General features: G+C 68.3%; 19 protein-coding genes. 6 read left to right on the top strand and 13 right to left on the bottom strand.

The window, feature by feature from the left end:
• Positions 1 to 319: 319 nt before the first annotated feature.
• The 4 genes from AC731_RS17110 to AC731_RS17095 all read right to left on the bottom strand — a co-directional run bounded on the left by AC731_RS17110 (position 320) and on the right by AC731_RS17095 (position 3711).
• The gene (locus AC731_RS17110; RefSeq protein WP_048707936.1) at positions 320 to 577 is read right to left on the bottom strand and encodes a MoaD/ThiS family protein; all 258 of its coding nucleotides are present in this window, start codon (positions 575 to 577) and stop codon (positions 320 to 322) included.
• Positions 577 to 1743, bottom strand: coding sequence for a beta propeller repeat protein (locus tag AC731_RS17105; RefSeq protein WP_048707933.1), 1167 nt, complete (start codon positions 1741 to 1743; stop codon positions 577 to 579). Before AC731_RS17105 ends, AC731_RS17110 begins: the two co-directional genes overlap by 1 nt.
• Positions 1744 to 1906: 163 nt before the next feature.
• Positions 1907 to 2509: a 2-hydroxychromene-2-carboxylate isomerase gene (locus AC731_RS17100; protein ID WP_048707930.1), complete on the bottom strand. Its 603-nt coding sequence runs from the start codon at positions 2507 to 2509 to the stop codon at positions 1907 to 1909.
• A gap of 20 nt (positions 2510 to 2529) precedes the next feature.
• Entirely contained in the window at positions 2530 to 3711 is a 1182-nt protein-coding gene (locus tag AC731_RS17095) for an isovaleryl-CoA dehydrogenase (RefSeq protein WP_004291841.1), read from the bottom strand.
• Between the two features lie 161 nt (positions 3712 to 3872).
• Here AC731_RS17095 and AC731_RS17090 point away from each other — a divergent pair, with 161 nt between their 5' ends.
• Positions 3873 to 4940 carry an AraC family transcriptional regulator gene (locus AC731_RS17090; protein ID WP_048707925.1) on the top strand — a complete coding sequence of 356 codons (1068 nt, stop codon included), beginning with the start codon at positions 3873 to 3875 and terminating at the stop codon, positions 4938 to 4940.
• Positions 4941 to 4951: 11 nt separating this feature from the next.
• Here AC731_RS17090 and AC731_RS17085 read toward each other — a convergent pair whose 3' ends face one another.
• The 3 genes from AC731_RS17085 to AC731_RS17075 all read right to left on the bottom strand — a co-directional run bounded on the left by AC731_RS17085 (position 4952) and on the right by AC731_RS17075 (position 7706).
• A complete protein-coding gene (locus AC731_RS17085) occupies positions 4952 to 6022 on the bottom strand; it encodes a toll/interleukin-1 receptor domain-containing protein (protein WP_048707923.1) in 1071 nt (356 codons plus the stop codon).
• Positions 6023 to 6064: 42 nt separating this feature from the next.
• Entirely contained in the window at positions 6065 to 7264 is a 1200-nt protein-coding gene (locus AC731_RS17080; protein ID WP_048707922.1) for a hypothetical protein, read from the bottom strand.
• A gap of 76 nt (positions 7265 to 7340) precedes the next feature.
• Positions 7341 to 7706, bottom strand: coding sequence for a cupin domain-containing protein (locus AC731_RS17075; protein WP_048707919.1), 366 nt, complete (start codon positions 7704 to 7706; stop codon positions 7341 to 7343).
• A gap of 106 nt (positions 7707 to 7812) precedes the next feature.
• Here AC731_RS17075 and AC731_RS17070 point away from each other — a divergent pair, with 106 nt between their 5' ends.
• Complete coding sequence (locus AC731_RS17070) at positions 7813 to 8295, top strand: acyl-CoA thioesterase (RefSeq protein ID WP_048707916.1); 483 nt, start codon at positions 7813 to 7815, stop codon at positions 8293 to 8295.
• Between the two features lie 72 nt (positions 8296 to 8367).
• Here the strand turns inward: AC731_RS17070 and AC731_RS17065 are convergent, their stop codons facing one another.
• The 4 genes from AC731_RS17065 to hsdR all read right to left on the bottom strand — a co-directional run bounded on the left by AC731_RS17065 (position 8368) and on the right by hsdR (position 16063).
• Positions 8368 to 9780: a restriction endonuclease subunit S gene (locus tag AC731_RS17065; protein ID WP_048707913.1), complete on the bottom strand. Its 1413-nt coding sequence runs from the start codon at positions 9778 to 9780 to the stop codon at positions 8368 to 8370.
• A complete protein-coding gene (locus AC731_RS17060; protein ID WP_048707910.1) occupies positions 9777 to 11216 on the bottom strand; it encodes a class I SAM-dependent DNA methyltransferase in 1440 nt (479 codons plus the stop codon). Before AC731_RS17060 ends, AC731_RS17065 begins: the two co-directional genes overlap by 4 nt.
• Positions 11217 to 11246: 30 nt before the next feature.
• Positions 11247 to 12422 carry a Fic family protein gene (locus AC731_RS17055; protein ID WP_048707907.1) on the bottom strand — a complete coding sequence of 392 codons (1176 nt, stop codon included), beginning with the start codon at positions 12420 to 12422 and terminating at the stop codon, positions 11247 to 11249.
• Positions 12423 to 12541: 119 nt separating this feature from the next.
• Entirely contained in the window at positions 12542 to 16063 is a 3522-nt protein-coding gene (gene hsdR / locus AC731_RS17050) for a type I restriction-modification system endonuclease (protein ID WP_048707905.1), read from the bottom strand.
• A gap of 187 nt (positions 16064 to 16250) precedes the next feature.
• Between hsdR and AC731_RS17045 the strand changes: the two genes are divergently transcribed.
• From AC731_RS17045 to AC731_RS17035, 3 genes are all read left to right on the top strand, one after another.
• Positions 16251 to 17633 (top strand): L-serine ammonia-lyase, encoded by a 1383-nt coding sequence (locus tag AC731_RS17045; protein ID WP_048707903.1) that lies wholly within the window; start codon positions 16251 to 16253, stop codon positions 17631 to 17633.
• Between the two features lie 40 nt (positions 17634 to 17673).
• Positions 17674 to 18633 carry a LysR family transcriptional regulator gene (locus tag AC731_RS17040; protein ID WP_048707902.1) on the top strand — a complete coding sequence of 320 codons (960 nt, stop codon included), beginning with the start codon at positions 17674 to 17676 and terminating at the stop codon, positions 18631 to 18633.
• A gap of 88 nt (positions 18634 to 18721) precedes the next feature.
• On the top strand, positions 18722 to 20032 hold the full coding sequence (locus AC731_RS17035) for a Glu/Leu/Phe/Val family dehydrogenase (protein WP_048707899.1): 1311 nt from the start codon (positions 18722 to 18724) through the stop codon (positions 20030 to 20032).
• An 81-nt stretch (positions 20033 to 20113) separates the two neighbouring features.
• Here the strand turns inward: AC731_RS17035 and AC731_RS17030 are convergent, their stop codons facing one another.
• The gene (locus AC731_RS17030) at positions 20114 to 20497 is read right to left on the bottom strand and encodes a hypothetical protein (RefSeq protein WP_048707896.1); all 384 of its coding nucleotides are present in this window, start codon (positions 20495 to 20497) and stop codon (positions 20114 to 20116) included.
• A gap of 192 nt (positions 20498 to 20689) precedes the next feature.
• On the opposite strand from AC731_RS17030, the gene AC731_RS17025 reads away from it, so the two are divergent.
• Positions 20690 to 21187: a DUF4097 family beta strand repeat-containing protein gene (locus AC731_RS17025; protein WP_048707895.1), complete on the top strand. Its 498-nt coding sequence runs from the start codon at positions 20690 to 20692 to the stop codon at positions 21185 to 21187.
• Positions 21188 to 21197: 10 nt separating this feature from the next.
• Here the strand turns inward: AC731_RS17025 and AC731_RS17020 are convergent, their stop codons facing one another.
• A complete protein-coding gene (locus tag AC731_RS17020) occupies positions 21198 to 22139 on the bottom strand; it encodes a helix-turn-helix domain-containing protein (protein ID WP_082794362.1) in 942 nt (313 codons plus the stop codon).
• Positions 22140 to 22229 lie beyond the last annotated feature (90 nt).

Here is a 22229-nt window from a genome sequence, read left to right as displayed (position 1 = left end):
CTGCGGGGCCGTCGGTCGGCGTTGTCCATCCCCTGCCACGGCCTTGCGGCCGCTTCGCGCAACAAACATGCGCATCCAGCCCAAGCAGGTCGGGTCATGGCGAAAGACTAGCGGCCACGGCCATGCGCCGAGTGCCAAGATGGTCGCAATTCATGCCATCGGACGACGCAATGCGCTCCACCGGTCCGGCCCTGACCCGCTCGCTGCATCCTACACGCAAGCCCGCTTCGATGCGGCTTGCCATTGCGGCCCCGCCTTCTCGCGGCCAGGGCCGGCCAGGAATGGATCCGGCCAGGCACGCCGCTGCGAAGATGCAGGCTCAGCCACCGCTCAGTGCCTGCACGATGGCGAGCTCATCCGTGTCATCGAGCCGCACCGCCACGTCGTGCACCGCCCGGCCGTTGATGAAGAAGCGGACGTGCGGACGCATGCGGTCCTGCTCGTCGATCATGCGGAAGCGGATGCCGGGGAAGCGCGCCTCGAGATCGGCGAGCACCTCGGCCAGCGTCGTGCCACTGCCCGCGACGCAATGCGCGCCGGTGTAGGTCCGCAGCGGCGTGGGGATCAGCACCTTCATCACCCACCGGCCTCCACGGCACGCTGTGCGACCTCGACGGCATAGATCTCGGGCAGGTGGCGGGCAACGCAGGTCCAGCTGCCGCCCTCGTCGGCACTCATCCACAGCTCGCCGCTCGTGGTGCCGAAGTACAGACCGACCGGGTCGAGCGCATCGGCGCTCATGGCCTGGCGCTTCACGGTCCACCACGCCTGCGCGCGCGGCAGGCCGGCATCGAGGCGCTGCCAGGTCGCGCCCGCGTCGCGGGTGCCGTAAACGGCGGGCTTGCCGTCCGGGCTGGTGCGCGGCCATACGGTCTGGCCATCCATCGGGAAGACCCAGGCACGGTCGGGGTCGCGCGGATGCACCACCATCGGGAAACCAATGTCGCCGACCTCCGGCGGCATCGTCCGGCCGATCCGCACCCAGGTGTCGCCCGGGCGGTCGAGCCGGTAGATGCCGCAGTGGTTCTGCTGGTACAGGCGATCGGGGTCGGCCGGTGACAGGCGCAGGCAGTGCGGATCGTGGAAGGTGGGATCGGCGACGTCGAAGCCCTCGACGACTTCCAGCCCGTTCAGCAGCGGCGCGAAGGTCTTGCCAGCGTCGCGCGACTCATGGACCCCGCCGCCCGACATGCCGAAGTAGAGGTGCGCCGGATCGCGCGGGTCGACAAGGATGGAGTGCAGTTTCGGACCATCGGGCGTGCCGTCCTGCACCGTGCCCATCCAGCGCAGGTAGTCGGGATCGTCATTGATCGACGAGAAGGGCACCCAGGTGTCGCCGCCGTCCTCGGAGCGGAACAGGCCTTGCGGCGAGGTGCCGGCGTACCAGCAGCCGGGCTCGGACGGATGGCCCGGGGTCAACCAGAAGGTATGGTCGACCGCGCGCCCCTTGCCATCGGCGCTTTTCGCGAAGGCGGGTGGCCGCGCAGCCTCGCGCCAGGTGGCGCCCAGGTCCATCGAACGGAACACCGTGGGGCCGAGGTGGCCGGTCTTGGCCGCGGCCAGCAGGGTGCGCCCGTCGCGCGGATCGAGCATCAGGTGACTGACGATGTGGCCGAGGAAATGCGGCCCGTCCAGGCGCCATCGGCTGCGTCCGGCATCGCCATGGACGAGCCATGCCCCCTTGCGCGTGGCGACCAGAATCAGCGGGACCAGGGTAGTGGATGTAGCGGTATCGCCCGGCATGTTGCGCACCTCCTCGGCAAACGCCCCGTCCGCAGGACAGGGGCGTAGTCGGCCTTCGATCCTCTTCAGGATAGTCAAGGCGAGCGGAAGCGTGCGGACAGATCGAGCGGCGATACACGATCACCGCAGGCGGACACGCGGTACCGAAGAGTGGGACGTGGCGCTAGAAGCCGCCCGTCTGCAGCCAGCGCTCGATCTGCGGGATGCGGTCCACGCCCCAGAAGGGTTCGCCGTCGACGAGGACGAAGGGCGAGCCGAACACGCCGCGTGCGATGGCCTGGGCGCATTCGTCCTTGAGACGGTTGCGGATCGCCTCGCCGGCGAGCGCTTCGGCCAAGCCGGCACGGTCGGCGCCGTGGGCCGCGGCGAGGTCCAGCACCGCCGCCTCCTGCGAGATGTCGCGCCCCTCGCCGAAGTAGGCACGGTAGGCGGCCAGCGCGAAGGCGCGTGCTGCGACCGGATCGCGCTCGTCCAGCCAGTAGAAGGCGCGCGCCGCGACCTGGGTGCCGATCGGGAAGGCCTCGGGCATGCGGCAGCGCAGGCCGAGGAAACGCGCCGAGCGCTCGAAATCGCGCTTCGAGTAGTCCCCCTTGAGCGGTTTCGAGGGCAGCGGGACCTCGCCCGTCACCTTGTACACCGCCCCCAGCAGGAAGGGACGCCAGCGCACGCTGCGGCCGTGGGCGGCCGCCAGCACGTCGATCTTCTCCGCCATGAAGTAGCCGTAGGGCGAGGAGAAGTCGAAGTAGAAATCGATCGGCTCGGCCATCTTTCCGCTCCGCCGGCGACTCAGCGCGTCTCGGAGAACAGTTCTCGGCCGATCAGCATGCGGCGGATCTCGCTGGTGCCGGCACCGATCTCGTACAGCTTGGCATCGCGCCACAGGCGGCCGGTCGGATACTCGTTGGTATAGCCCACGCCACCCAGCGCCTGAATCGCCTCGCCCGCCATCCAGGTCGCCTTCTCGGCGGTGTAGAGGATCACGCCGGCAGCGTCCTTGCGCAGCGCGCGCGCGTGGTCGGCGCGGTCGCAGGCCTGGCCCACGGCGTAGGCATAGGCGCGGCAGGCGCTCCAGGTGGAGTACATGTCGGCGATCTTGCCCTGCATGAGCTGGAACTCGCCGATCGGGGTGTCGAACTGCTTGCGCTCGTGCATGTAGGGCACGACCACGTCCATGCACGCGGCCATGATGCCGAGCGGACCGCCGGACAGCACCGCGCGCTCGTAGTCCAGGCCGCTCATCAGCACCTGCACGCCGCGGCCGATGTTGGCCTCACCGCCGAGCACGTTCTCCAGCGGCACCTCGACGTCGTCGAAGAACAGCGGGAAGGTGTTGGAGCCGCGCATGCCCAGCTTGTCGAGGTGGGTACCGCAGGAGAAGCCCTTCATGCCCTTCTCGATGATGAAGGCGGTGATGCCCTTGGGGCCGGCGGCGAGGTCGGTCTTGGCATAGACCACCAGGGTGTCGGCGTCGCCGCCGTTGGTGATCCACATCTTGCTGCCGTTGAGCACGAAATGGTCGCCCTTGCGGTCAGCGCGCAGCTTCATCGACACCACGTCGGAACCGGCGTTGGGCTCGGACATCGCCAGCGCGCCGACGTGGTCGCCCGAGATCAGCTTGGGCAGGTACTTCTGCTTCTGCGCCTCGGTGCCGTTGCGGCGGATCTGGTTGATGCACAGGTTGGAGTGCGCGCCGTAGGACAGGCCGACCGAGGCCGACGCGCGCGAGATCTCTTCCATCGCCACGATGTGGGCCAGATAGCCCATGTCGGTGCCGCCGTACTCCTCGCTCACCGTCATGCCGTGCACGCCGAGGTCGCCCAGCTTCTTCCACAGGTCGGCGGGGAATTCGTTGACGCGATCGATCTCGGCCGCGCGCGGCGCGATCTCCGCGGCACAGAAGGCCTGCAGCGTGTCGCGCAAGGCGTCGATGGTCTCGCCGAGGTTGAAGTTCAGGCTGGGCACGTTCATGGGGTGTCTCCTTCTCGAGGTTGTCCTGGCGCGCCGGGCTTCCTGCGCGAATCCATTATGGACGGCGCATGCCCGAGGATGGATCGAGATTAGCCGCGCACGGTGGCCCATGAGTGCCATCATGGTTGCAATTCATGCCACGCCAGATAGCATTCCGGCACATGAAGATCCTCACGCCGTCGCCCACCGAGCTGACCATCGGCCGCGCCGCCACGCCGATCGCATTCATCCGCGCGATCGTCACCGGCTACCGCCGACTGGGCATGGATCCCGCCAACGCGCTCGCCCAGGCGCAGATCCCGCCCGCGCTGCTCGAGACCCCCGACGCGCGCGTCACCGCGGCGCAGATGGAAGTGATGTCGGGCGTGGCCATGCAGGAACTCGACGACGAAACCCTGGGCTGGTTCTCGCGGCGGCTGCCCTGGGGCAGCTACGGCATGCTCTGTCGCGCCTCGCTCACCTCGCCGACGCTCGAAGTGGCGCTCAAGCGCTGGTGCCGGCACCACCGCCTGCTCACCGAAGACATCGTGCTGGACTTCAGCCAGCCGCGCGGCAGCGCCACCATCCGCATCGTCGAGCACACCGGACTGGGCGAGCTGCGCGAGTTCTGCCTCGTCTCCACCCTCCGCTACCTGCTGGGCTACGCCTGCTGGCTGGTGGATTCGCGCATCGCGCTCGCCGAGACGACCTTTCCCTTCCCCGCCCCGCACCACGCCGACGCCTACCACTACCTGTTTCCCGGCCCGGTGCGTTTCGACGCCGACACCGCGAGCCTGTCGTTCGATGCACGCTATCTCGAACTGCCCGTGCGGCGCGACGAGAAGGCGCTGCAGACCATGCTGCAGCGCGCGCTGCCGCTCACCGTGCTGCAATACCGCCGCGACCGCCTGCTGGTGCACAGCGTCGCCCAGATCCTGGCCACCGACCCCGCTGCCGCGCACACCGCCGAGGACGTCGCCGCCCAGCTCAACACCTCGGTCCGCACCCTGCACCGCCAGCTCAAGGAAGAAGGCGTGTCCCTGCAGCGGCTGAAGAACGAGGCCCGCCGCGAACGTGCGATCAAGCTGCTGCTGCAGACCCGCAAACCGGTGAAACAGATCGCGGCCGCGGTGGGCTTCGACAGCGAGAAGAGCTTCGCGCGGGCGTTCCGGGAGTGGACGGGGGTGGCGCCGAGTGCGTACCGGATCGGCGCTTCAGCGGAAACGCCGCAGCCCGCTTCACCGCGCTGAGTCCCCCGGGATCAACCCACCGAGGGACTCAACACCGCCTCGATTGCCCTCACCACCGCCGCGCTCACCGCCTGCCAGTTGGCGTTGTCGATGCGCGGGGTCTGGTAGCGCAGCAAGGGCCTGAGCGCCTCGGGCAAGGCGTCCTCCGCAGGCAACGGGGCATCGTCCACCAGCAAGGGCAGGATGCGTTTCTGCCCTGCAAGCAGGGACGCGAGTTCGAATCGCAACACGTCGCCCTCGTCCCACAGCCGCGGACGCCCCTGTGCATCGCCCGCCATGAAGCCGTGCCCGATCAGCACCACGCCGACCTTGCAGGCCGCGATCGCCGCGCCGATCGTCTCGCGCCAATCCGCGCTCGGGTCGATGCCGTGCAGGTCCATGAACACGCGGCGCGCGCCGAAATGCTCGATCAGGTCGTCGCGCAGGCGGCCGGCGGCCATGCCGGTATCCGCACGACGGTAGGAGATGAAGATGTCGGCCTGCGCGGCGAGCGTGCCCAGCAACAGCCGCGCAAGCAGTCCGGTGCTGTTGATCCAGGGCACGGCCAGGCTCAGGAACTGCGTCTGGCTCAACCCCGGCACGGGCGCCTCGCCCCAGGTCCGCAGGATCTCGTGGAACACCTCGCGCGATTCGCCGCCGGCGAAGGGAATCGGCAACACCGGCTTGCCGGCGTCGATGAAGCGGCGCGCAATCGCAAGCGAGCCACTGCGCCCGCCGATCATCACCGCCGCGCCGGCACGGCCGATCGCCTGCTCGATCCACTCGTCGTAGTCGGACAGACGTACCGTGCACTCGACCGGCGCCGCAAAGCCTTCGCCCGGCAGGAAATAGCCACGCTGGAAGTGCGGCAGCCACAGTTGCTGATAGCCCGCCTCCGGCGCCAGGCCCCGGCGCAGGCATTCCGCCCAGAAAGCACGCGCCGCGACCTTGTCGACCCCCGGCGTGTTGCCGGTGAGCAGCCCGAATCCGCTGCGCGCCAGCTCGCGGCCCACCATGTCGGCGAGGCGCCGGAACGGCCGATACCAGGGCAGCGGAACGGTGAACGTGGTGCCAACGACGAGGATGTGCGGGTAGGCGGGCATGGAGGCATCCCCTCGGTGGCTCGTGCGCCTTTCATCCAGGTCCTAGAGCAGATTGCTCGGGTTGCTGCACACCGAACGCGACGCGAGCGGCGCGGGCGCCCGCCCGGAGAGGTCGATCGTCACCCCGTAGTAGGAATTGGAATTCGCAAAGGGCGCGGTGCGCTGGCCCAGCTCCAGCCGGAAGGGCGCGCGTCCCGGCGCGCTGCCGGAGAACACCCGCTGCCACTCGCCGGCACCGAACTCCTCGCAGGCGATCTCGGTCAGCGTGACGCCACGCACCCGCATCGCGCCGACGATGTCGTAGGGCGGCTCGGCGCCCACCTCCATCCAGTTCATGCCCAGCGTCTTCGCCGCGGGCGCGCCGGTCACCGAGACATCCAGGTTGCCCAGGCGACCGCTCGCCGACAGCTCGCGCGAGCGGGGCTTGGCCGCCCAGCGCACGCCGGCCAGGCGCTGGCGCAGACTCGCCAGCGGCACCGCCTCGCCTGCCACCGCCGGCAGGGCTGCCAGCAAGGCGTCGGTGGCCGCAGCGCTCGCGGTGACCTTGCCCCAGTCCGCCACGCACTGCTCGTCGGCCCAGCGCGCGGCATCGGCACTGCGCGACACATAGGCCTGGCGGCATTCGGCCAGGAAACGCGGACGCGCCTCGGCCGGCACCGCCAGAGGCGTCGGTGCCACCGCCCCCGCCGCGGCGTCGACAGCCGGCGTGGCCACCGCCGGCGACCGGGCTGCGGGCGCCGCACCCCCCGGCGCCCGCGCGTCGCTCACCGCGACCGCCTCGCCAAAACCCTGCCCGTTCCACGCCAGCTGCGCCGCACACTGGGTACGGGCGTCGCTGCCGGGGCCGCAGGCCGTGCCCTGGCGCGCGATCTGGACCTTGGCCGGCTTGCCGGCGAGCACCCGGTAGGCGATGAGCTGGTCGGAATAGACCCGGCGCGCCGCGTTGCGCGCGTCGACGACGAAGATATCCACCCGCCCCACGCCGCCCTGGCGGAACAGCCCCGGGCGCCCGACACAGTTGTAATCGCCCTCCGACAGCAGGTAGTCGAGCCGGCCATCGCCGGTGAAATCCTGCGCCACGACGAAGCGCCCTTCCCCCGCGCGCCCGCCGGCCGCGGCACAGCGGCGGTCGAGATCGTTCATGTGATCGAGCACCACGCTCGGAATGGGCGGACGTGCCTGCGCGAACGCGACCGAAGACACCCAGACGCCAAGGACGAACGACAACAGTTTTCTGGACATGGCGGCGACCTCCGGGGCTGCTTCTGCAGCCTAGACGCCGCACCGGGTACGGGCAAGGCGCCCGCCCGGGCGCGCCTCAGCGCATCTCGCCACGCTTCACGAACACATAGTGCTTCGTCACCGGTTCCAGCACCTCGAACACGCCCCTGAAGCCCGCCGGAATCACGCAGGCCTCGCCCGGCCCGAAGATGCGCGCCAGCCCGGCTTCGTCGGTGATGCGGATGCGGCCGGACAGCACGTGGAAGAACTCGTCGGTGTCGTCGGCAAAGGCGATGCGCCACGCCCCCGGCGTGCAGGACCACAGGCCGGCGGACATGCCGTCGCGCTCGAAGTGGTTCCAGGTCGTGCGCAGCGGGTTGCCGTCGACCAGGCGCTCGGGGCGCGGGTGGTCGACGCTGGCGGGGGTGTCGGCGTGGGCGAAGGCGGTGAGGGTCTTGTGCATGGCTGCGGAAGGACTGGATCGGGAGCCGAATTCTAGCCTTGCGCCACACCGCGTCAGGGGCGACACTGCGTCGCCCTCATCGACCCCCCAAGCCAGAGACACCGCAATGGACCTGCCCGCCCACCAGCTCACCATGACCGTCCTGATGACGCCCGACACCGCGAACTTCTCGGGCAAGGTGCACGGCGGCGCCATCCTCAAGCTGCTCGACCAGGTCGCCTACGCCTGCGCCGCACGCTACGCCGGCCACTACGTCGTCACGCTCAGCGTCGATCAGGTGATGTTCCGCCAGCCCATCCAGGTCGGCGAACTCGTCACCTTCCTCGCCTCGGTCAACCACACCGGCAACTCGTCGATGGAAGTGGGCATCAAGGTCATCGCCGAGGACATCCGCGGCAAGGTCGTGCGCCACGTCAATAGCTGCTTCTTCACCATGATTGCGGTCGACGACGATGGCCGCCCGACCAAGGTGCCGCCGCTGGAACCCCACACCCCGGACGAACGCCGCCGCTTCGCCGAAGCCGAAGTGCGCCGCGCGATGCGGCGCGAGATGGAGCGCAAGTTCGCCGAGGTGCACGGCGGGGAGTGAGCGCCGATGACTGAAAGCCGAGCGGGTTACGGAACGCAGGACTGAGCACCGCGCTGCGCGCCGTCGGCCGGCTCACTCACCCGCCGCAACCGGCTTGCGCCCGCGCCGCGTCTTGGGCGCCTCGGCACGGCGGGCAGCCAGGCGCTTGAGCAGTTCGGTAGCGGGTTCGTCGGCCGGGTCCTGCGGCACCAGTTCGCCGCGGAAGGCCTTGGCAAGCAGGGCCGGCGTCAGCTGCCCAGCCTGCTTGCGTGCGGCGGCGCAGCGGGCTTCGAGGCGGTCCGCGAAGGCGAACAGGGTTTCGACGCGGCGGACGATTTCGTGTTGTTCTTCCACTGGTGGCACAGGAAATATGAAATTCCTGCATTGAGACAGGGAGATATTGACCTGCCCCGCTGAGCCCTTTGTCTCATGGACAATGTCGGCAATGTTCTCGCCACTACAGAGGACGTAGAAAAGCCACCCCGTCGTGATCCGCTCGCTCGGCCTGAAGAGGGTTATCGCTTGGTTGATATTCCACTCATCGCGGCTATTCGGCACAACCGCGACTTTGCCAAGTGGAGGTCCAACGATGTTCATCAGCACATCGCCCGGTAGGACTCGCGACTTCGACATTGACCCAGAGTGCAGTTCCTGAGCGATATATTGCGGCTTGTAGTCGAAGGCGACTTTCTGGTCGACGAGGTTGTAGACCTTAAGGAAAGGGACACCAAATTCAGCAAACCCCTCCTTCGGCGTTCCCCCACTCTGAACCTTCCCGCAAACCGAACCAGCGCGTTCGAACGTCCAGCCTGTCGGTTCGGACAGTGACAGGTCGAGAGATGAAACAGGCGCCGCGGTCTCGTGGTCCTTCGATGCACGCATCTCGCAGCGGCGCGTTCGCCAATCAGCGGACAACCGACCGGACGTCGCTTCCGCGAGCACGGACTGCCGGAAGCGTTTGAGCAAGCTCGGGATGCGGTCGAGGCGATCGCGGCAGGCATCCACCCGCGCCAGCACGCTGTCGAGTTTGTCGGCGATGCGTTTTTGTTCGGCGAGCGGTGCGAGCGGAAACGGCGCCTCTCCAAAACGCCCCTTGTTCAGTATGGCGATTGTCGTTGCGGATGCTTCGCTCTCCATCCAAGGCTTAAACGTTCGGCAGACGTAATAGCCGTAACGGTCATCGGTGACATTCGGACGAAACTCAGCCGCATTGATCTGCTGATTCGACGCAAGCTCTACGCCAGCGATACCGACCTTTCCGAGAGTCCCGATACAAGAAACAAGTACCGCGCCAGCCCGCAGCAGCCTTGCTTGCTCGGCCCCCTCCCCTGTCAGACTCTGATCAGTGCACTGAATCGGAGCGCGTCGGTCCAGGTCGCCAGGTTTGACGAAAGGGATATCGCCTCCATAGAAGCCTTCGTTCTTCGTTGACGGGGTACTCCCGGTTGTCAGAACGGCAACGCTTTCCAGCGTCGTCCACGCCCAACCTTCCGGCAGCCCGCTCATCCCCCCCCCTCCCCCAACTCCCCCATCAGCGCCCGCAACTCCGCCAGCGCCGCTTCCAGTTCCCCCATCGCCTCGCGCGCCAGTTCCATCGGCTCGGGCAGGTCGGCGGCGTCTTCGGCGCTGTGGTCCTTCAGCCAGGCGATGTCCAGGCTGTCGCCGCGCTCGCGGATCCAGTCGCGGGTGAAACGGCGAAAGCGCCCCTGTTCGCCCTGGTCGACGCGCGGGGTCGCGGCATACGCGGCTTCGAAATCGGCGAAGTGGGCGCGGGTAAGCGGCGTGCGCTTGCCGAAGCGCGGCATGTTGGCGCGCAGGTCGTACACCCAGACTTCCTGCGTGCCGCCTTCGGCGTGCTGGCCGACCTTGTCGAAGAACAGCACGTTGGTCTTGACGCCCTGGGCGTAGAAGATGCCGGTGGGCAGGCGCAGGATCGTGTGCAGGTTGCACTTGTCCATGAGGTCGCGGCGGATCTCGGTGCCGACGCCGGATTCGAACAGCACGTTGTCGGGCAGCACCACCGCGGCGCGGCCGCCATCCTTGAGGTGGCGGACGATGTGTTGCACGAAGGCGAGCTGCTTGTTGCTGGTGGCAAAGGTGAAGTCGTCGCGGGTAGGGCCGCCGCCGCCCCGGGCAGTACCGAAGGGCGGATTGCTGAGGATGATGTCGCTATGGGGCAGGTCGGCGCCGGCGCCGCCCAGCGTGTTGCCCAGGTGCACCACGCCTTCGGCATCGCCCTCCATGCCGTGCAGCAGGCAGTTCATCAGCGCCAGGCGGCGGGTGCCGGGCACCAGCTCCATGCCGATGAAGGCCTTGTTGCGCTGGAAGCTGCGCTGCTTCTCGTCGAGGTCGTAGAGCTCGTCGGTACGCGCCTTGATGTGCGCGTCGGCGGCGATGAGGAAGCCGGCCGTGCCCGCCGCCGGGTCCTGGATGGTTTCGCCCGGCCTGGGGTCGATGAGGGCGACGATGGTGTCGATGAGCGGGCGCGGGGTGAAGTACTGGCCGGCGCCGGACTTGGTCTCGGTGGCGTTCTTTTCCAGCAGGCCCTCGTAGAGGTCGCCGAGGCCGTCGCGGCGGGCGGAGAACCAGTCGATGGCGTCGATGCTCTTGACCAGTTGCTCGAGGTGGCGGGGTTCCTTGAGCCGGGTCTGGGCGTCGGCGTAGATGGCGGCGAGCAGCGGGTCGGTGCTCTTCGACAGCTCGAGCAGCGTGGCGCGGTAGTGGTTGAGCAGGTTGAGCCCGGAGAGCCGGGCGATGTCGGGCCAGCGCGCGCCCGCGGGCAGCTTGTGGCCGGACAGCACGCCGCTCTGGGTGTTCTCGTGCTCCATCTTGATGAACAGCAGCAGCACCAGCTCGGTGACGTAGTCGGAGTAGTTGATGCCGTCGTCGCGCAGCACGTCACACAGGTTCCAGAGCTTCTGGACGATCTCGTTGTTGCTCATGTTTTTACTTAAGACATTGATTTTAAATGGCTAGACATCGCCCGCCGCCGGCCAGCGGATCTGATAGCGGGTCGAGCGACCGCCGCCGGGCAGCTTTTGCAGGCAGCCCTTGGCGACGAGATCGGCCAGATGACGGGTGGCGGTGGCCTTGGAGACCTTGGCGACCGCCTGATATTGCGCGGCGCTGATGCCGTGCTCGAATCCGCCCCGCCCGCGCTGGTCGCCGTCGAGCAGGCGGTTGAGGACCTTGACCTGCTCCGGGCTCGCGACCTGCTCGCGGTGGCGATGCCAGAAGCGGCTCTTGGCGAGCACGCGGTCGATCTGCGCCGATGCCGACTCGATGGCGTGCAGCAGCGTGGCGAGGAACCAGTGCAGCCACGGTGTCAGATCGAGCGGCGCAGGCGCTGCATGCATCTTCTGGGCGGTTTCGAGTTGGGCGTAATAGCCCTTGCGGTCGGCAAGGATCGCGGCCGACATGGCGTAGAAACGGATGCTCTGCCGCTCGCTCTGCGCCAGCGCGAGATCGGTGAGCGCGCGGGTGATGCGGCCGTTGCCGTCGTCGAAGGGGTGGAGGGTGACGAACCAGAAGTGCGCCAGCGCCGCGCGCAGCAAGGGGTCGAGCGTGATATCAGCCTGGCTGGCGTTGAACCAGGCGACGAACCCGGCGACCCGGGCTTCCAGACCTTCGCGCGGCGGCGCCTCGAAATGCACGGTCGGGCGGTCGATGCGGCCAGAGACCACCTGCATGACGTCTGCTCCGCGCCAGTCGCCAATACGGATGCGGCGACCGAGAAAGCCTTCGAGCGAGCCCTCCTCGCCGGCGAAAAGCCAGGCGTGCCATTGCAGCAGGCGCGATTCGGTCAGTGGCGCATCGAGGTTGGTCGTGGCGTCCAGCATGATCTGCGCGAGGCCCTCCGCGCGCGGCTCCGCCGGAGCGCTGTCGCTGTCCGCCAGGCCCAGCCGGCGGGCGATGCTGGAGCGCACCGAGCCGACATTGAGCGTTTCGCCTTCGATGGCGCTGGAGTCGATGATGTTCTGCAGCAGCGCATCGAGCGTGAATTCCGCGCGCAGTTCCGGCTCGGAGCCCAGGGCGCGACCGAGCAGCGCCCCTTGGGCGAGCGTGACCTGGCGCAGCAGCGGTGCCAGTGCCTCGGCCTGCCAGGTGAAGTGCGGCCAGTCAGGGTATTGCCAGATCCAGCGCGGCATCAGGGCCTTGCAAAGAAGAAGGGTGAGCCGAATGCTAGCACCATTCGGCTCACTTAATACCTATTAATGAGCCGAATAAGAGGTCGATTCGGCTCATGTGCGCAGACGAGCGCCGCGCTTCACGCCGCCGACGGCCATAGCGCATCGGCGAGCGTTTCGAGCACGGCCTCCAGCCGGCCGCCGAGGCGGACGTCGAGCTGGTGCGCGCCGCCGTCCTGGGCGAAGGCGCGATTGACGAAGTCGGCGTCGATGACGACCTCGTGGCCGAGCTGCCTGGCGAGGCGGTCGAGCCACTTGCGCTGCATCGGCGTCCACGGGGCAATCGCGTGGATGCGCGCCATGGCCTGGGCGACGCGCTGCTCGAAGGGGATGAGCGCCTCGCCAAGCGCGGCCTGGCGGATGTAGCCGACGATGCTGGCGGCGAGATCAACGTTGGTCTTGTTGCGCCAGGCGGTCTGCAGCCGGGCTTCGGCGTAGCCGTGGCGGTCGAGCAGCAGGCGGACTTCCTTCAGTTGTTCGCGGGTGAGGTCGCGCGGACGCCTGACCACCACCGCCAGCGCCACCGATTCGTTGAGCTGTTCGCGGACGAAGCGGCCGAAGGCGTCGAGGTAGTCCTCGGGCTTCTGGTAAGTGCCGTAGCTCTGCTCGCGCGCGACCAGTTCGTCGCGGTGCAGCGAGAGTAGCGGGCGGTAGCGGCTGCCGACCAGCACCTGCACGTCCTCGATCTGCTCGAGCAGGCCGGCCTGCGCGCGGAGGAAATCGGCGGCGCCCTGCGGGCCGAGCTGCTTCAGGTGCCGGTGCAGGGCGGCGGGCGGCACGCCCCAGTGCTGCTCGAGTTCGTCCAGGCGGGCCTTGAGCGCAGGCTTCTTCTCCGCCTTGTGCGTGGCGTCGCGCAGCACGCGCATCAGCTTCTGCGCGAGGGCGTCGAGTACGTCGTGGGCGTGAGTTCGTTCGTGCGCCAGATGCTCCCCGCTACCCGGCGCGGCGTGGCTGGCCGGATCGGCGAGCTCGGACACGAGCTGCGCCAGCGTGATGGCCGGATCCTTGACCAGCGGCTTCATGCTGCTGACGTCCTGCAGGTCGCGGTAGAGGTCGACCGGGTCGTAGATGCGGAACACGGTCTTGCCGATCTCGTCACAGCGTCGGGTGGCGCGGCCGATCATCTGCTCGTAGAGGATGCGCGAGCGCACCTTGCGCAGGAAGACGAGGTGGCAGATGCGCGGCACGTCGATGCCGGTGGTGAGCAGGTCGACGGTGATGGCGATGTTGGGATAGCGCTCGTTCTTGTAGCGCTTGATGAGCTCGGCCACGCGGTCGGACTTGCCGGTGATCTTGCGCACCGCGGCTTCGGCGTAGGCCTCGCCATGCACCGCCTTGAAGGCGTCGTCGAGCAGGCGCTTGACCATGTCGGCGTGCAGGTCGGAGGCGCAGAAGATCATCGCCTTCTCCTCGCCGAAGGGGTCAAGCTCCTGTGCGAGCTGTTCGCAGATGACGCGGTTGAAGTCCTCGTTGATGACGCGGCGGTTGAAGGCGTCGACGTCGAAGGCGAGCTCGTCCTCGAGTTCGGACTGCTCGATTTCGCCGCTGCCGAGGTCGATGGCGCTGACCGTCTCGCCCCGTTCGAAGCGGATGCCGTTGCGGGTGAGCAGGGTCTCGTAGCGGATCGGCGGTTCGTGGTCGATCAGCCAGTCGTCGGCGACGGCTTCGCGGTACGAGTAGGTATAGACCGGTTTGCCGAAGATCTCGGTGGTGTGCCTGGCCGGCGTGGCGGTGAGGCCGATGCGGACCGCGTCGAAGTAGTCGAGCACGCGGCGGTAGGTGGACAGATATTGCGCCTGGTCGCGCACCGCCAGCTCGCCTTCGGTCATGTCCTGGTCGAGCGTGTAGCCGCGGTGGGCTTCGTCGACGATGACGCAGTCGAAGGCGTCGATGGGCGGGGGCGCGGTGGCCGCGTCGTCCGCCTGGAAGAGGCGCCGGACCATGGCCTGCACGGTGGCGACCTGCACGCGGGTCTCGGCCTCGACCGCCATGTCGCCGAGCGCGGCGACGTTGTAGATCTTCGACAGCGGCTGGTTCTGCTCCAGCAGGGCGTCGTCGAAGGCTTCCAGCGCCTGGTCGCCGAGCGCCGTGCGGTCGACCAGGAACAGGATGCGGCGGAAGCGCTCGGCCTTGAGCAGGCGGTACATCAGCCCGATGATGGTGCGCGTCTTGCCGGTGCCGGTGGCCATCGCCACCAGACAGCGCAAGCGGCCAGCGGCCAGGGCGTCCTCGACCGCCTGGATGGCGAGCTCCTGATAGGGGCGCAGGCGCAGGTAGGCGAAGCCTTCGTCGCGCAAGCTTTGTTCAGCCTTCTCGCGGCTGCGCGTGAGCTGGTCGAGGAGGCCTTGCGGCGAATGGAAGTCGACCAGCGGCCGGGCAAGGTTGGCCGGGCTGCGCAGGTCGCGGAACCAGGTGCCGCTGTGCTCGGCGAGCTGCGGCAGGTAGGGCCGGCTGTTGCTGGAGTAGGCGAAGGGCACTTCGAAGGCGCCGCCCTGCGCATCGGGCCAGCCCGCGCTGCGGCCTTCGAGCCGCCAGGCGGGCTCGAAGCCTTCGCGCTGTTCGAAGCCCGCGGCGTAGCGTTCGGCCTGCGGGATCTTGCCGGCGACGTGTTCGTTCTCGCGCTTGGCTTCGACCACCGCCAGCGGGGTGAGCCCGGCGAACAGCACGTAATCCGCCGCCTGCCGGCCGGTGGTGGGCCATTCGGCAATGGCGCGGTTGCGACCCTTGACCGGGCGGGCGCCGCGGGCATGGTGCAGGCGCTGGGTGTCGGCCTCCCAGCCGGCATCGACGAGCTGTTGGTCGATGAGGATGCGGGTGAGCTCTTCGCTGAGTTCGAGGTTGCGGGACGCGCGCTGGGTGCGGGTGGCGACCTGGCGCAGGGCTTCGGCACCGGCCTGGCGCGAGGCTGCGCGCGTGGCTTCGAGTTCGGCCTGCAGCGCGCGGAGGCGCGCGTCGAACTCGGCCTCGAGCCTGTCGACGAGCGCGCTCTGTTCCTCGGCCAGCGCGAAGGCTGCGGCAGCGTCGGCCTGCATGCGCTCGGCCAGCGCGGCGTATTGCGCCTTCTCCTGCCGCATCAGCTCGGCGAGCTGCTGGTTGCTGTCGAGCGCCTGGTGCTGACTCGCGAGATCGGCGCGCAGGCGCTCGATCTCGGCCTGCAGCGCGCGCAGCTGCGCACTGGGGTCTTCGGGCGGCACGAAGGGGCCGGGTTTGAAGCGCTCGCCCTGCGGGCCAAAGCTCTGGTGGAACCACACCGCCAGCGCCCGCGCCACGCGCAGGCCGTCCATCGCCTCCTTGTGCAGGGTGCGGAACTGGTGGGTGGCCTTGTTGCCCTCGATGCGCAGCGTGTGGAACAGGCCGCGGATGGCGGGATCGAGGTTGATCTCGCGGCCGAGGCGGAACAGCAGGTCGGCCTGCGTGGTCGTGTCGTCGAACACGATGCCGACGCGGGCGGCAAGGTCCTGCGCGATGGCCTCGCCGAGCTGGCGCAGCTTGATCAGCGTGGTGTTGGGGTCGGCGGCAAAGACCTGCTCGGCGGTGGACGCCAGTTGCAGGAAGACCGGATCGTGCTCGGCAAGAAAGGAGAAGTTGCGCGAAGTGGCCATGCCCCGGGGTGTGGCGCCACCGGGGTGGCGCTTGCATACAGCATTGAGGCGAATGTAACCGAAAAGCCGCAACGGAGCGACGTGGCGCAGACGAGTAGCGCAGAGGGGGTGGGAAACAACGGATTGAGGCCACATCCGCGCGGACGCAGAATGATTCATCGACGTCGACTCGTTCCCGGAATCGCCCATGTCCATCAGCGTCCTCGACCTGTTCAAGATCGGCATCGGTCCGTCCAGCTCGCACACGGTCGGACCGATGCGTGCCGCACATGACTTCGCCGCGACGCTGGCGCAGCAGGGCCTGCTCGACCGCGTCTGCCGCATCGAGGTGAAGCTCTATGGGTCGCTGTCGGCGACGGGCATCGGCCACGGCACCGACCGTGCCGTCGTGGCCGGCTTGATGGGCGCGCGCCCGGACGAGGTCGAGCCGGACTTCCTCATCACCGCCGTCGACCGGGTGCGGCACGACGGCGAGCTCGCGCTGATGGGCGCGCGCGCGCTGCCTTTCGACTGGGCGCGCGACATGCGGCTGTTGCCGGTGAGCCTGCCCTACCACCCGAATGCGCTGCGCCTCACCGCGTTCGATGGCGATGCACGCGCGATCCACGAGAACACCTACTACTCGGTCGGCGGCGGCTTCGTCGTCGACGAGGCGCAGGCGCAGGCCGGCAGCGGGACCGAGACCGACGTCGTGCTGCCCTACCCCTTCGACACCGGCGCCGAAATGCTCGCGCAATGCCACCGCCACGGCTTGCGCATCAGCGAGTTGATGCTGGCCAACGAAAGCGCCTGGCGCAGCGAGGCCGACACGCGCGCCGCGCTGCAACGCATCTGGGCCGCGATGCGAAGTTGCGTGGCGCGCGGCATCGCGCAGGAAGGCGTGCTACCCGGCGGCCTCAAGGTTCGCCGTCGTGCCGCGGCCCTGCACCGCAAGCTCGCCGAGCGCGACACCGGTCACAACCTGATCAGCGACACCATGGTGGCGCTCGACTGGATCGACCTCTACGCACTGGCCGTCAATGAAGAGAACGCCGGCGGCGGCCGGGTCGTGACCGCGCCCACCAACGGCGCGGCCGGCATCATTCCGGCGGTGCTGCACTACTACATGGATTTCATGCCCGGCAGCGGCGAGCGCGACGTCGAGACCTTCCTGCTCGCGGCCGCGGCCGTGGGCGCGCTGTGCAAGAAGAACGCGTCGATCTCCGGCGCCGAGGTCGGCTGCCAGGGCGAGGTGGGCTCGGCCTGCGCGATGGCGGCCGCGGGCCTGGCCGAGGTACTGGGTGGCACGCCCGAGCAGGTCGAAAACGCCGCCGAGATCGGCCTCGAGCACAACCTGGGGCTGACCTGCGACCCGGTCGGTGGCCTGGTGCAGATTCCCTGCATCGAACGCAACGCGATGGCCGCGGTCAAGGCGATCAACGCCGCCCAGCTCGCCCTGCGCGGCGACGGGGCACACGCGATCTCGCTCGACCAGGTGATCCTGACGATGCGTGACACCGGTCGCGACATGCTGGACAAGTACAAGGAAACCTCGCGCGGCGGCCTGGCCGTCAGCTTCCCGGCGTGCTGAGTCATTCCCGGACGACGATCCGGCAACAGGACACCCGACGATGGAACTGAAGTGGCTGGAAGACTTCCTCAGCCTTGCCGAGAGCGGCAGCTTCTCGCGCTCGGCCGAGCAGCGCCACGTGTCGCAGCCGGCCTTCTCGCGCCGCATCCGCGCACTCGAGGCCTGGCTGGGCGTGGCCCTGGTCGACCGCAGCACCTATCCGACCCGGCTGACCGAAGCCGGCGAGGCCTTCAAGGGGCCGGCGATCGACCTGCTCAACCGCCTGCATGCGGCGCGGGCACAGGTACGCGGCCACCAGGCCATCGCCAGCGATGCGCTGGTGGTTGCCGTGCCGCACACCCTCGCCTTCGCCTTCTTCCCGGCCTGGCTGGGACGGCTGAAACAGAGCTTCGGCGAGGTGCCCACGCGCCTGGTGGCGGGAAATGTCCATGATGTGGTGATGATGCTGGCCGAAGGCGGCTGCGACCTGCTGCTGTGCTACCACCATCCGGCCCACCCGGTGTGGCTGGACCCGGCACGCTTCGAGGGGCTGTCCCTCGGCGTCGAGCACGTCCGCCCCTACCTGCCGCGCCAGCACGCGGGCAATGCGAACTGGCAGCTGCCCGGCACGGCCAGGGCGCCGATCCCCTTCCTGCGCTACGGACCGAACACCTACCTGCGGCGCATGGTCGACACCATCCTCGACCGTGCCAGCCAGCCCGCGCACCTCGCCCTGCAGTACGAGTCGGACATGGCCGAGAGCCTGAAGGCGATGCTTCTGGCCGGCCACGGCCTCGCCTTCCTGCCGGCAAGCGCGGTGAGCCGCGAGCTGGCGCGCGGCGAGGTCGTGAGTGCGGGCGGACCGGAGTGGAGCCTGGACATGGAGGTACGCCTGTACCGCGATCGCGCGAACCGGCGGCCCGAGCTGAACCGCCTGTGGAACCACCTTGCGACGCAGGCCGGCCATCCGGATCGGCCGGCCGACCCGTACAAGGGCGTCGCACCGCAAGGTCATGCATGAAACGCATGACCCGATGAGGCAACGGCATGTGCCTGCACGATCGCAAGGCACAGAATTCGTGCATCACCCAACCCCCGGAGGGACGAACATGAGCGCGACACCCCAGACTCAGCAAGACCTTGACCGCATTGCCGGCCTGTCCTACCTGAACCCGGCGGCACCGGAACCGTGGGCCAGCTTCGTCGAACAGATCGAGCGCGTGCGCCCCTACCTGGGTTCGCTGGAACGCTGGATCGAGACGCTCAAGCATCCGAAGCGCACCCTGATCGTCGATGTGCCGATCGAGCGCGACGACGGCACCGTGGCCCACTACGAGGGCTACCGCGTGCAGCACAACCTGTCGCGCGGGCCGGGCAAGGGCGGCGTGCGCTTCCACCCGGACGTGACCCTGAACGAAGTGATGGCACTGGCCGGCTGGATGACGATCAAGAACGCCGCGGTCGGCCTGCCCTTCGGCGGCGCCAAGGGCGGCATCCGCGTCGATCCGGGCAGCGTCAGCAAGGGCGAACTGCAGCGCATCACGCGCCGCTACACCTCCGAGATCGGCATCATCATCGGCCCCGACAAGGACATTCCCGCACCTGACGTCGGCACCAACGCGATGACGATGGCGGTGATGATGGACACCTTCTCGATGAATCGTGGCGGCACCGCTACCGGCGTCGTCACCGGCAAGCCGATCGCACTGGGCGGCAGCCTCGGGCGGCAGGAAGCGACCGGGCGCGGGGTGTTCATCACCGCGCGCGAGGCAGGCCGCCAGATGGGTGTGCCGATCGAAGGCGCGCGGGTGGTGGTGCAAGGCTTCGGCAACGTCGGCGGCATCGGTGCGCGACTGTTCCACGCGGCCGGCGCGCGCGTGATCGCAGTCGCCGATCACACCGCAACGCTGGTGAACGAAGCTGGCATCGACATCCCGGCGGCGATGGCACACGCCGCGGAAAACGGCGGCCTGAAGGGCTTTGCAGGCGCCTCGCCGATCGACATCGAGGATTTCTGGCGGCTCGAGTGCGAGTTCCTGGTTCCGGCCGCGCTCGAAGGGCAGCTCACCGTCGAGCGCGCCGCCGGCGTGCGTGCCCGCATCGTGGTCGAAGGCGCCAACGGCCCGACGACCCCGGCAGCGGACGACGTGCTGCGCGAGCGCGGCACCCTCGTCGTGCCCGACGTGCTCGCCAACGCGGGCGGCGTGACCGTGTCGTATTTCGAGTGGGTGCAGGACTTCTCGAGCTTCTTCTGGACCGAGGACGAGATCAACGAGCGCCTCGAACGCATCATGGTCGGCGCCTTCTCTGCGATCTGGAAGCTCGCGCAGGAAAAGCACGTTTCGCTGCGGACCGCTGCCTTCATCATCGCCTGCCAGCGCGTGCTGGAAGCGCGCGCCGAGCGCGGGCTTTACCCCTGATCGGACGTACGCAGTCCAGCAAAAGAGGAACGGGGCCGCAAGGCCCCGTTCCTCTTTTGCTGGACTAGAAGGACAGAGACATCAGCCGCGCAACAAGCTGGGGGCCTGCTGGCCCGGCGGCATGGCGGCATCACGAGCGACGGCAACCTGTTCGACGTCGCGGTAGGCCTCTACGGCGCGCTGCGCCGTGTAGCTGACCTGCCCATCCTCAGCCGGCGCCCCCTGCACGGCCGCAGCCGCGCGGGCTTCGGGCGTGTTCTGGTCGGGCTGCGCGGGACGACTGGCCTGGCTGCGCGCAGCATCGCTGAGCGTGACGACGGCACTGGCTGGTTCCGAAGCAGCAGGCGAAGCCGGCGCGTCGGGCCGCGTCGGCGCCTGCAAGGCGCGGGGATCGGTGATCCGCGCCTCGGACTGGCGCATCAGCTCGCGCGGCTGCATCGCGGCACTGCTCGAGATTCCGTCCATGGCTACACCTCGTCGGGTTCGTTACGACTGACAGTTTAGACCTGCCGGTCACCGGATACGACAACAAACCGCACACATCGATCCAGGATGCGCCCAGCCAGCGCGAGGCGTCCTGTCACGACATCGAAGCGCCCGAGCGACGCAAGCCCCTCTAGAATGAAGCATGCATGTCACCAGGAACGGGAAACGACGATGAATGCGACGATCCGCTTCGCCAGCCTGCTGCTCGGCACGACCCTGTTGTCCCTCCCCGCTTACGCGGACGAGGTCGACTGCAGCGGCAGCATGGGCGCCGTCTCCATCGACGGCGACATCCGCGTGCCCTCGGGCCGCACCTGCACGCTGAACGGCACGCGCGTCGACGGCAACGTCAGGGTTGCCCGCGCAGCCACCCTGCTGGCCCGCGACGTGAAGGTCGAAGGCAACATCCAGGCCGAGGGCGCACGCCAGGTGTCCTTGCTTGGCGGCTCCTACGTGGGCGGCAATGTCCAGCTCGAACAGGGCAGTTCGGTGAAGGTGGATACCGCCGAGGTCGACGGCGACATCCAGCTGTTCTCGAACAGCGGTGCGGTGCATGTGAATCGCAACCGGGTGGATGGCAACCTGCAGTGCAAGTCGAACCAGCACCCGATCACCGGCGGCGGCAACCGCGTGCGCGGCAACAAGGAGGATCAGTGCGCCGGGCTGTGACGCGCGCTGTTCAGGGTGCCGTGCCCGACGGCGCTGCAGGGGAGAACGCCTGCCGGAACTCGGTGGGCGTGAGCCCCTGGTGCCGCGCGAAGAAGCGCGAAAAGTAGGCCGGATCGCGAAAGCCGAGGGAGTAGCCGATGCCGGTCACGTCGAGATCGGAATACGCGAGCAAGCGTCGCGCCTCCAGCAGCAGGCGTTCGTGGATCAGGTTCTGCGCATTGGTGCCGGCCTCGCGCCGGCAGCTCTCGTTGAGCTGCTGGGGCGACACGCCCAGGCGCTGCGCGTAGAAGCTCACCGGCTGCCAGTCGCGGAAGTGCTGCTCGATGAGCATGTGGAAGCGCTCCACGCGCTGCCGGATGCGGTCCTGCGACGCGCGCTCGGCGGTTGCCCCGCCGGCGCGGGCAAGCTCCACCACCACCAGTCCGAGGATCGCCATCAGCATGCTGATGCGCCCGGGCTGATGGCCCGCGTACTCCCGTCCGAACTGCTCGAAGCGCAGTCGCATGCGTTCGACACTTTCCTCGCCCTCGGCCAGCGGCAGGTAGCGCAGCGAGTCGAATGCCACCCGCAGATCAGGCGAAAGTACAAGCAATTCGCCCAGCAGCGCCTGCGGCAGCGTCACGATGTGCCCCACCATGTCGGGCGAAAAGCGAAAGCCATGGATGTGACGCGCCGGCACCATGACCAGGCACGGCGTCTGCAGCTCGAAGCTGCGCGTCTCGAAGGTCATGCGCGCCTCGCCCGATAGCAGAAACACGATCTGTATCAAGCCGTCATGGCTGTGGGGGGTGATTTCCCAGTCATGCAGCGCGCTGCGCGCGGCAATCGTCTCGTAGTGCACCGGCTCGGGCGTCGGCCACAGTTCCTTCTCGCCGAACAGCTTGTAGGTAGGCACGCCGGGCAGGGCCATCGCTTCGTCCTTGATCCGTGTAAATGGGCGCACAGTCAGCATGCCACGACTTTCTAAAAGTACAAGCATTCACGATGTGGAGTTCAAGCGGGGCGGCATTCCGATACCTATAGTTCAGTCCGTCCCCGCGAC

Source organism: Thauera humireducens (assembly GCF_001051995.2).
GTDB classification, from domain to species: Bacteria; Pseudomonadota; Gammaproteobacteria; order Burkholderiales; family Rhodocyclaceae; genus Thauera; species Thauera humireducens.
This window is presented reverse-complemented; position numbering and strand designations above follow the sequence as displayed.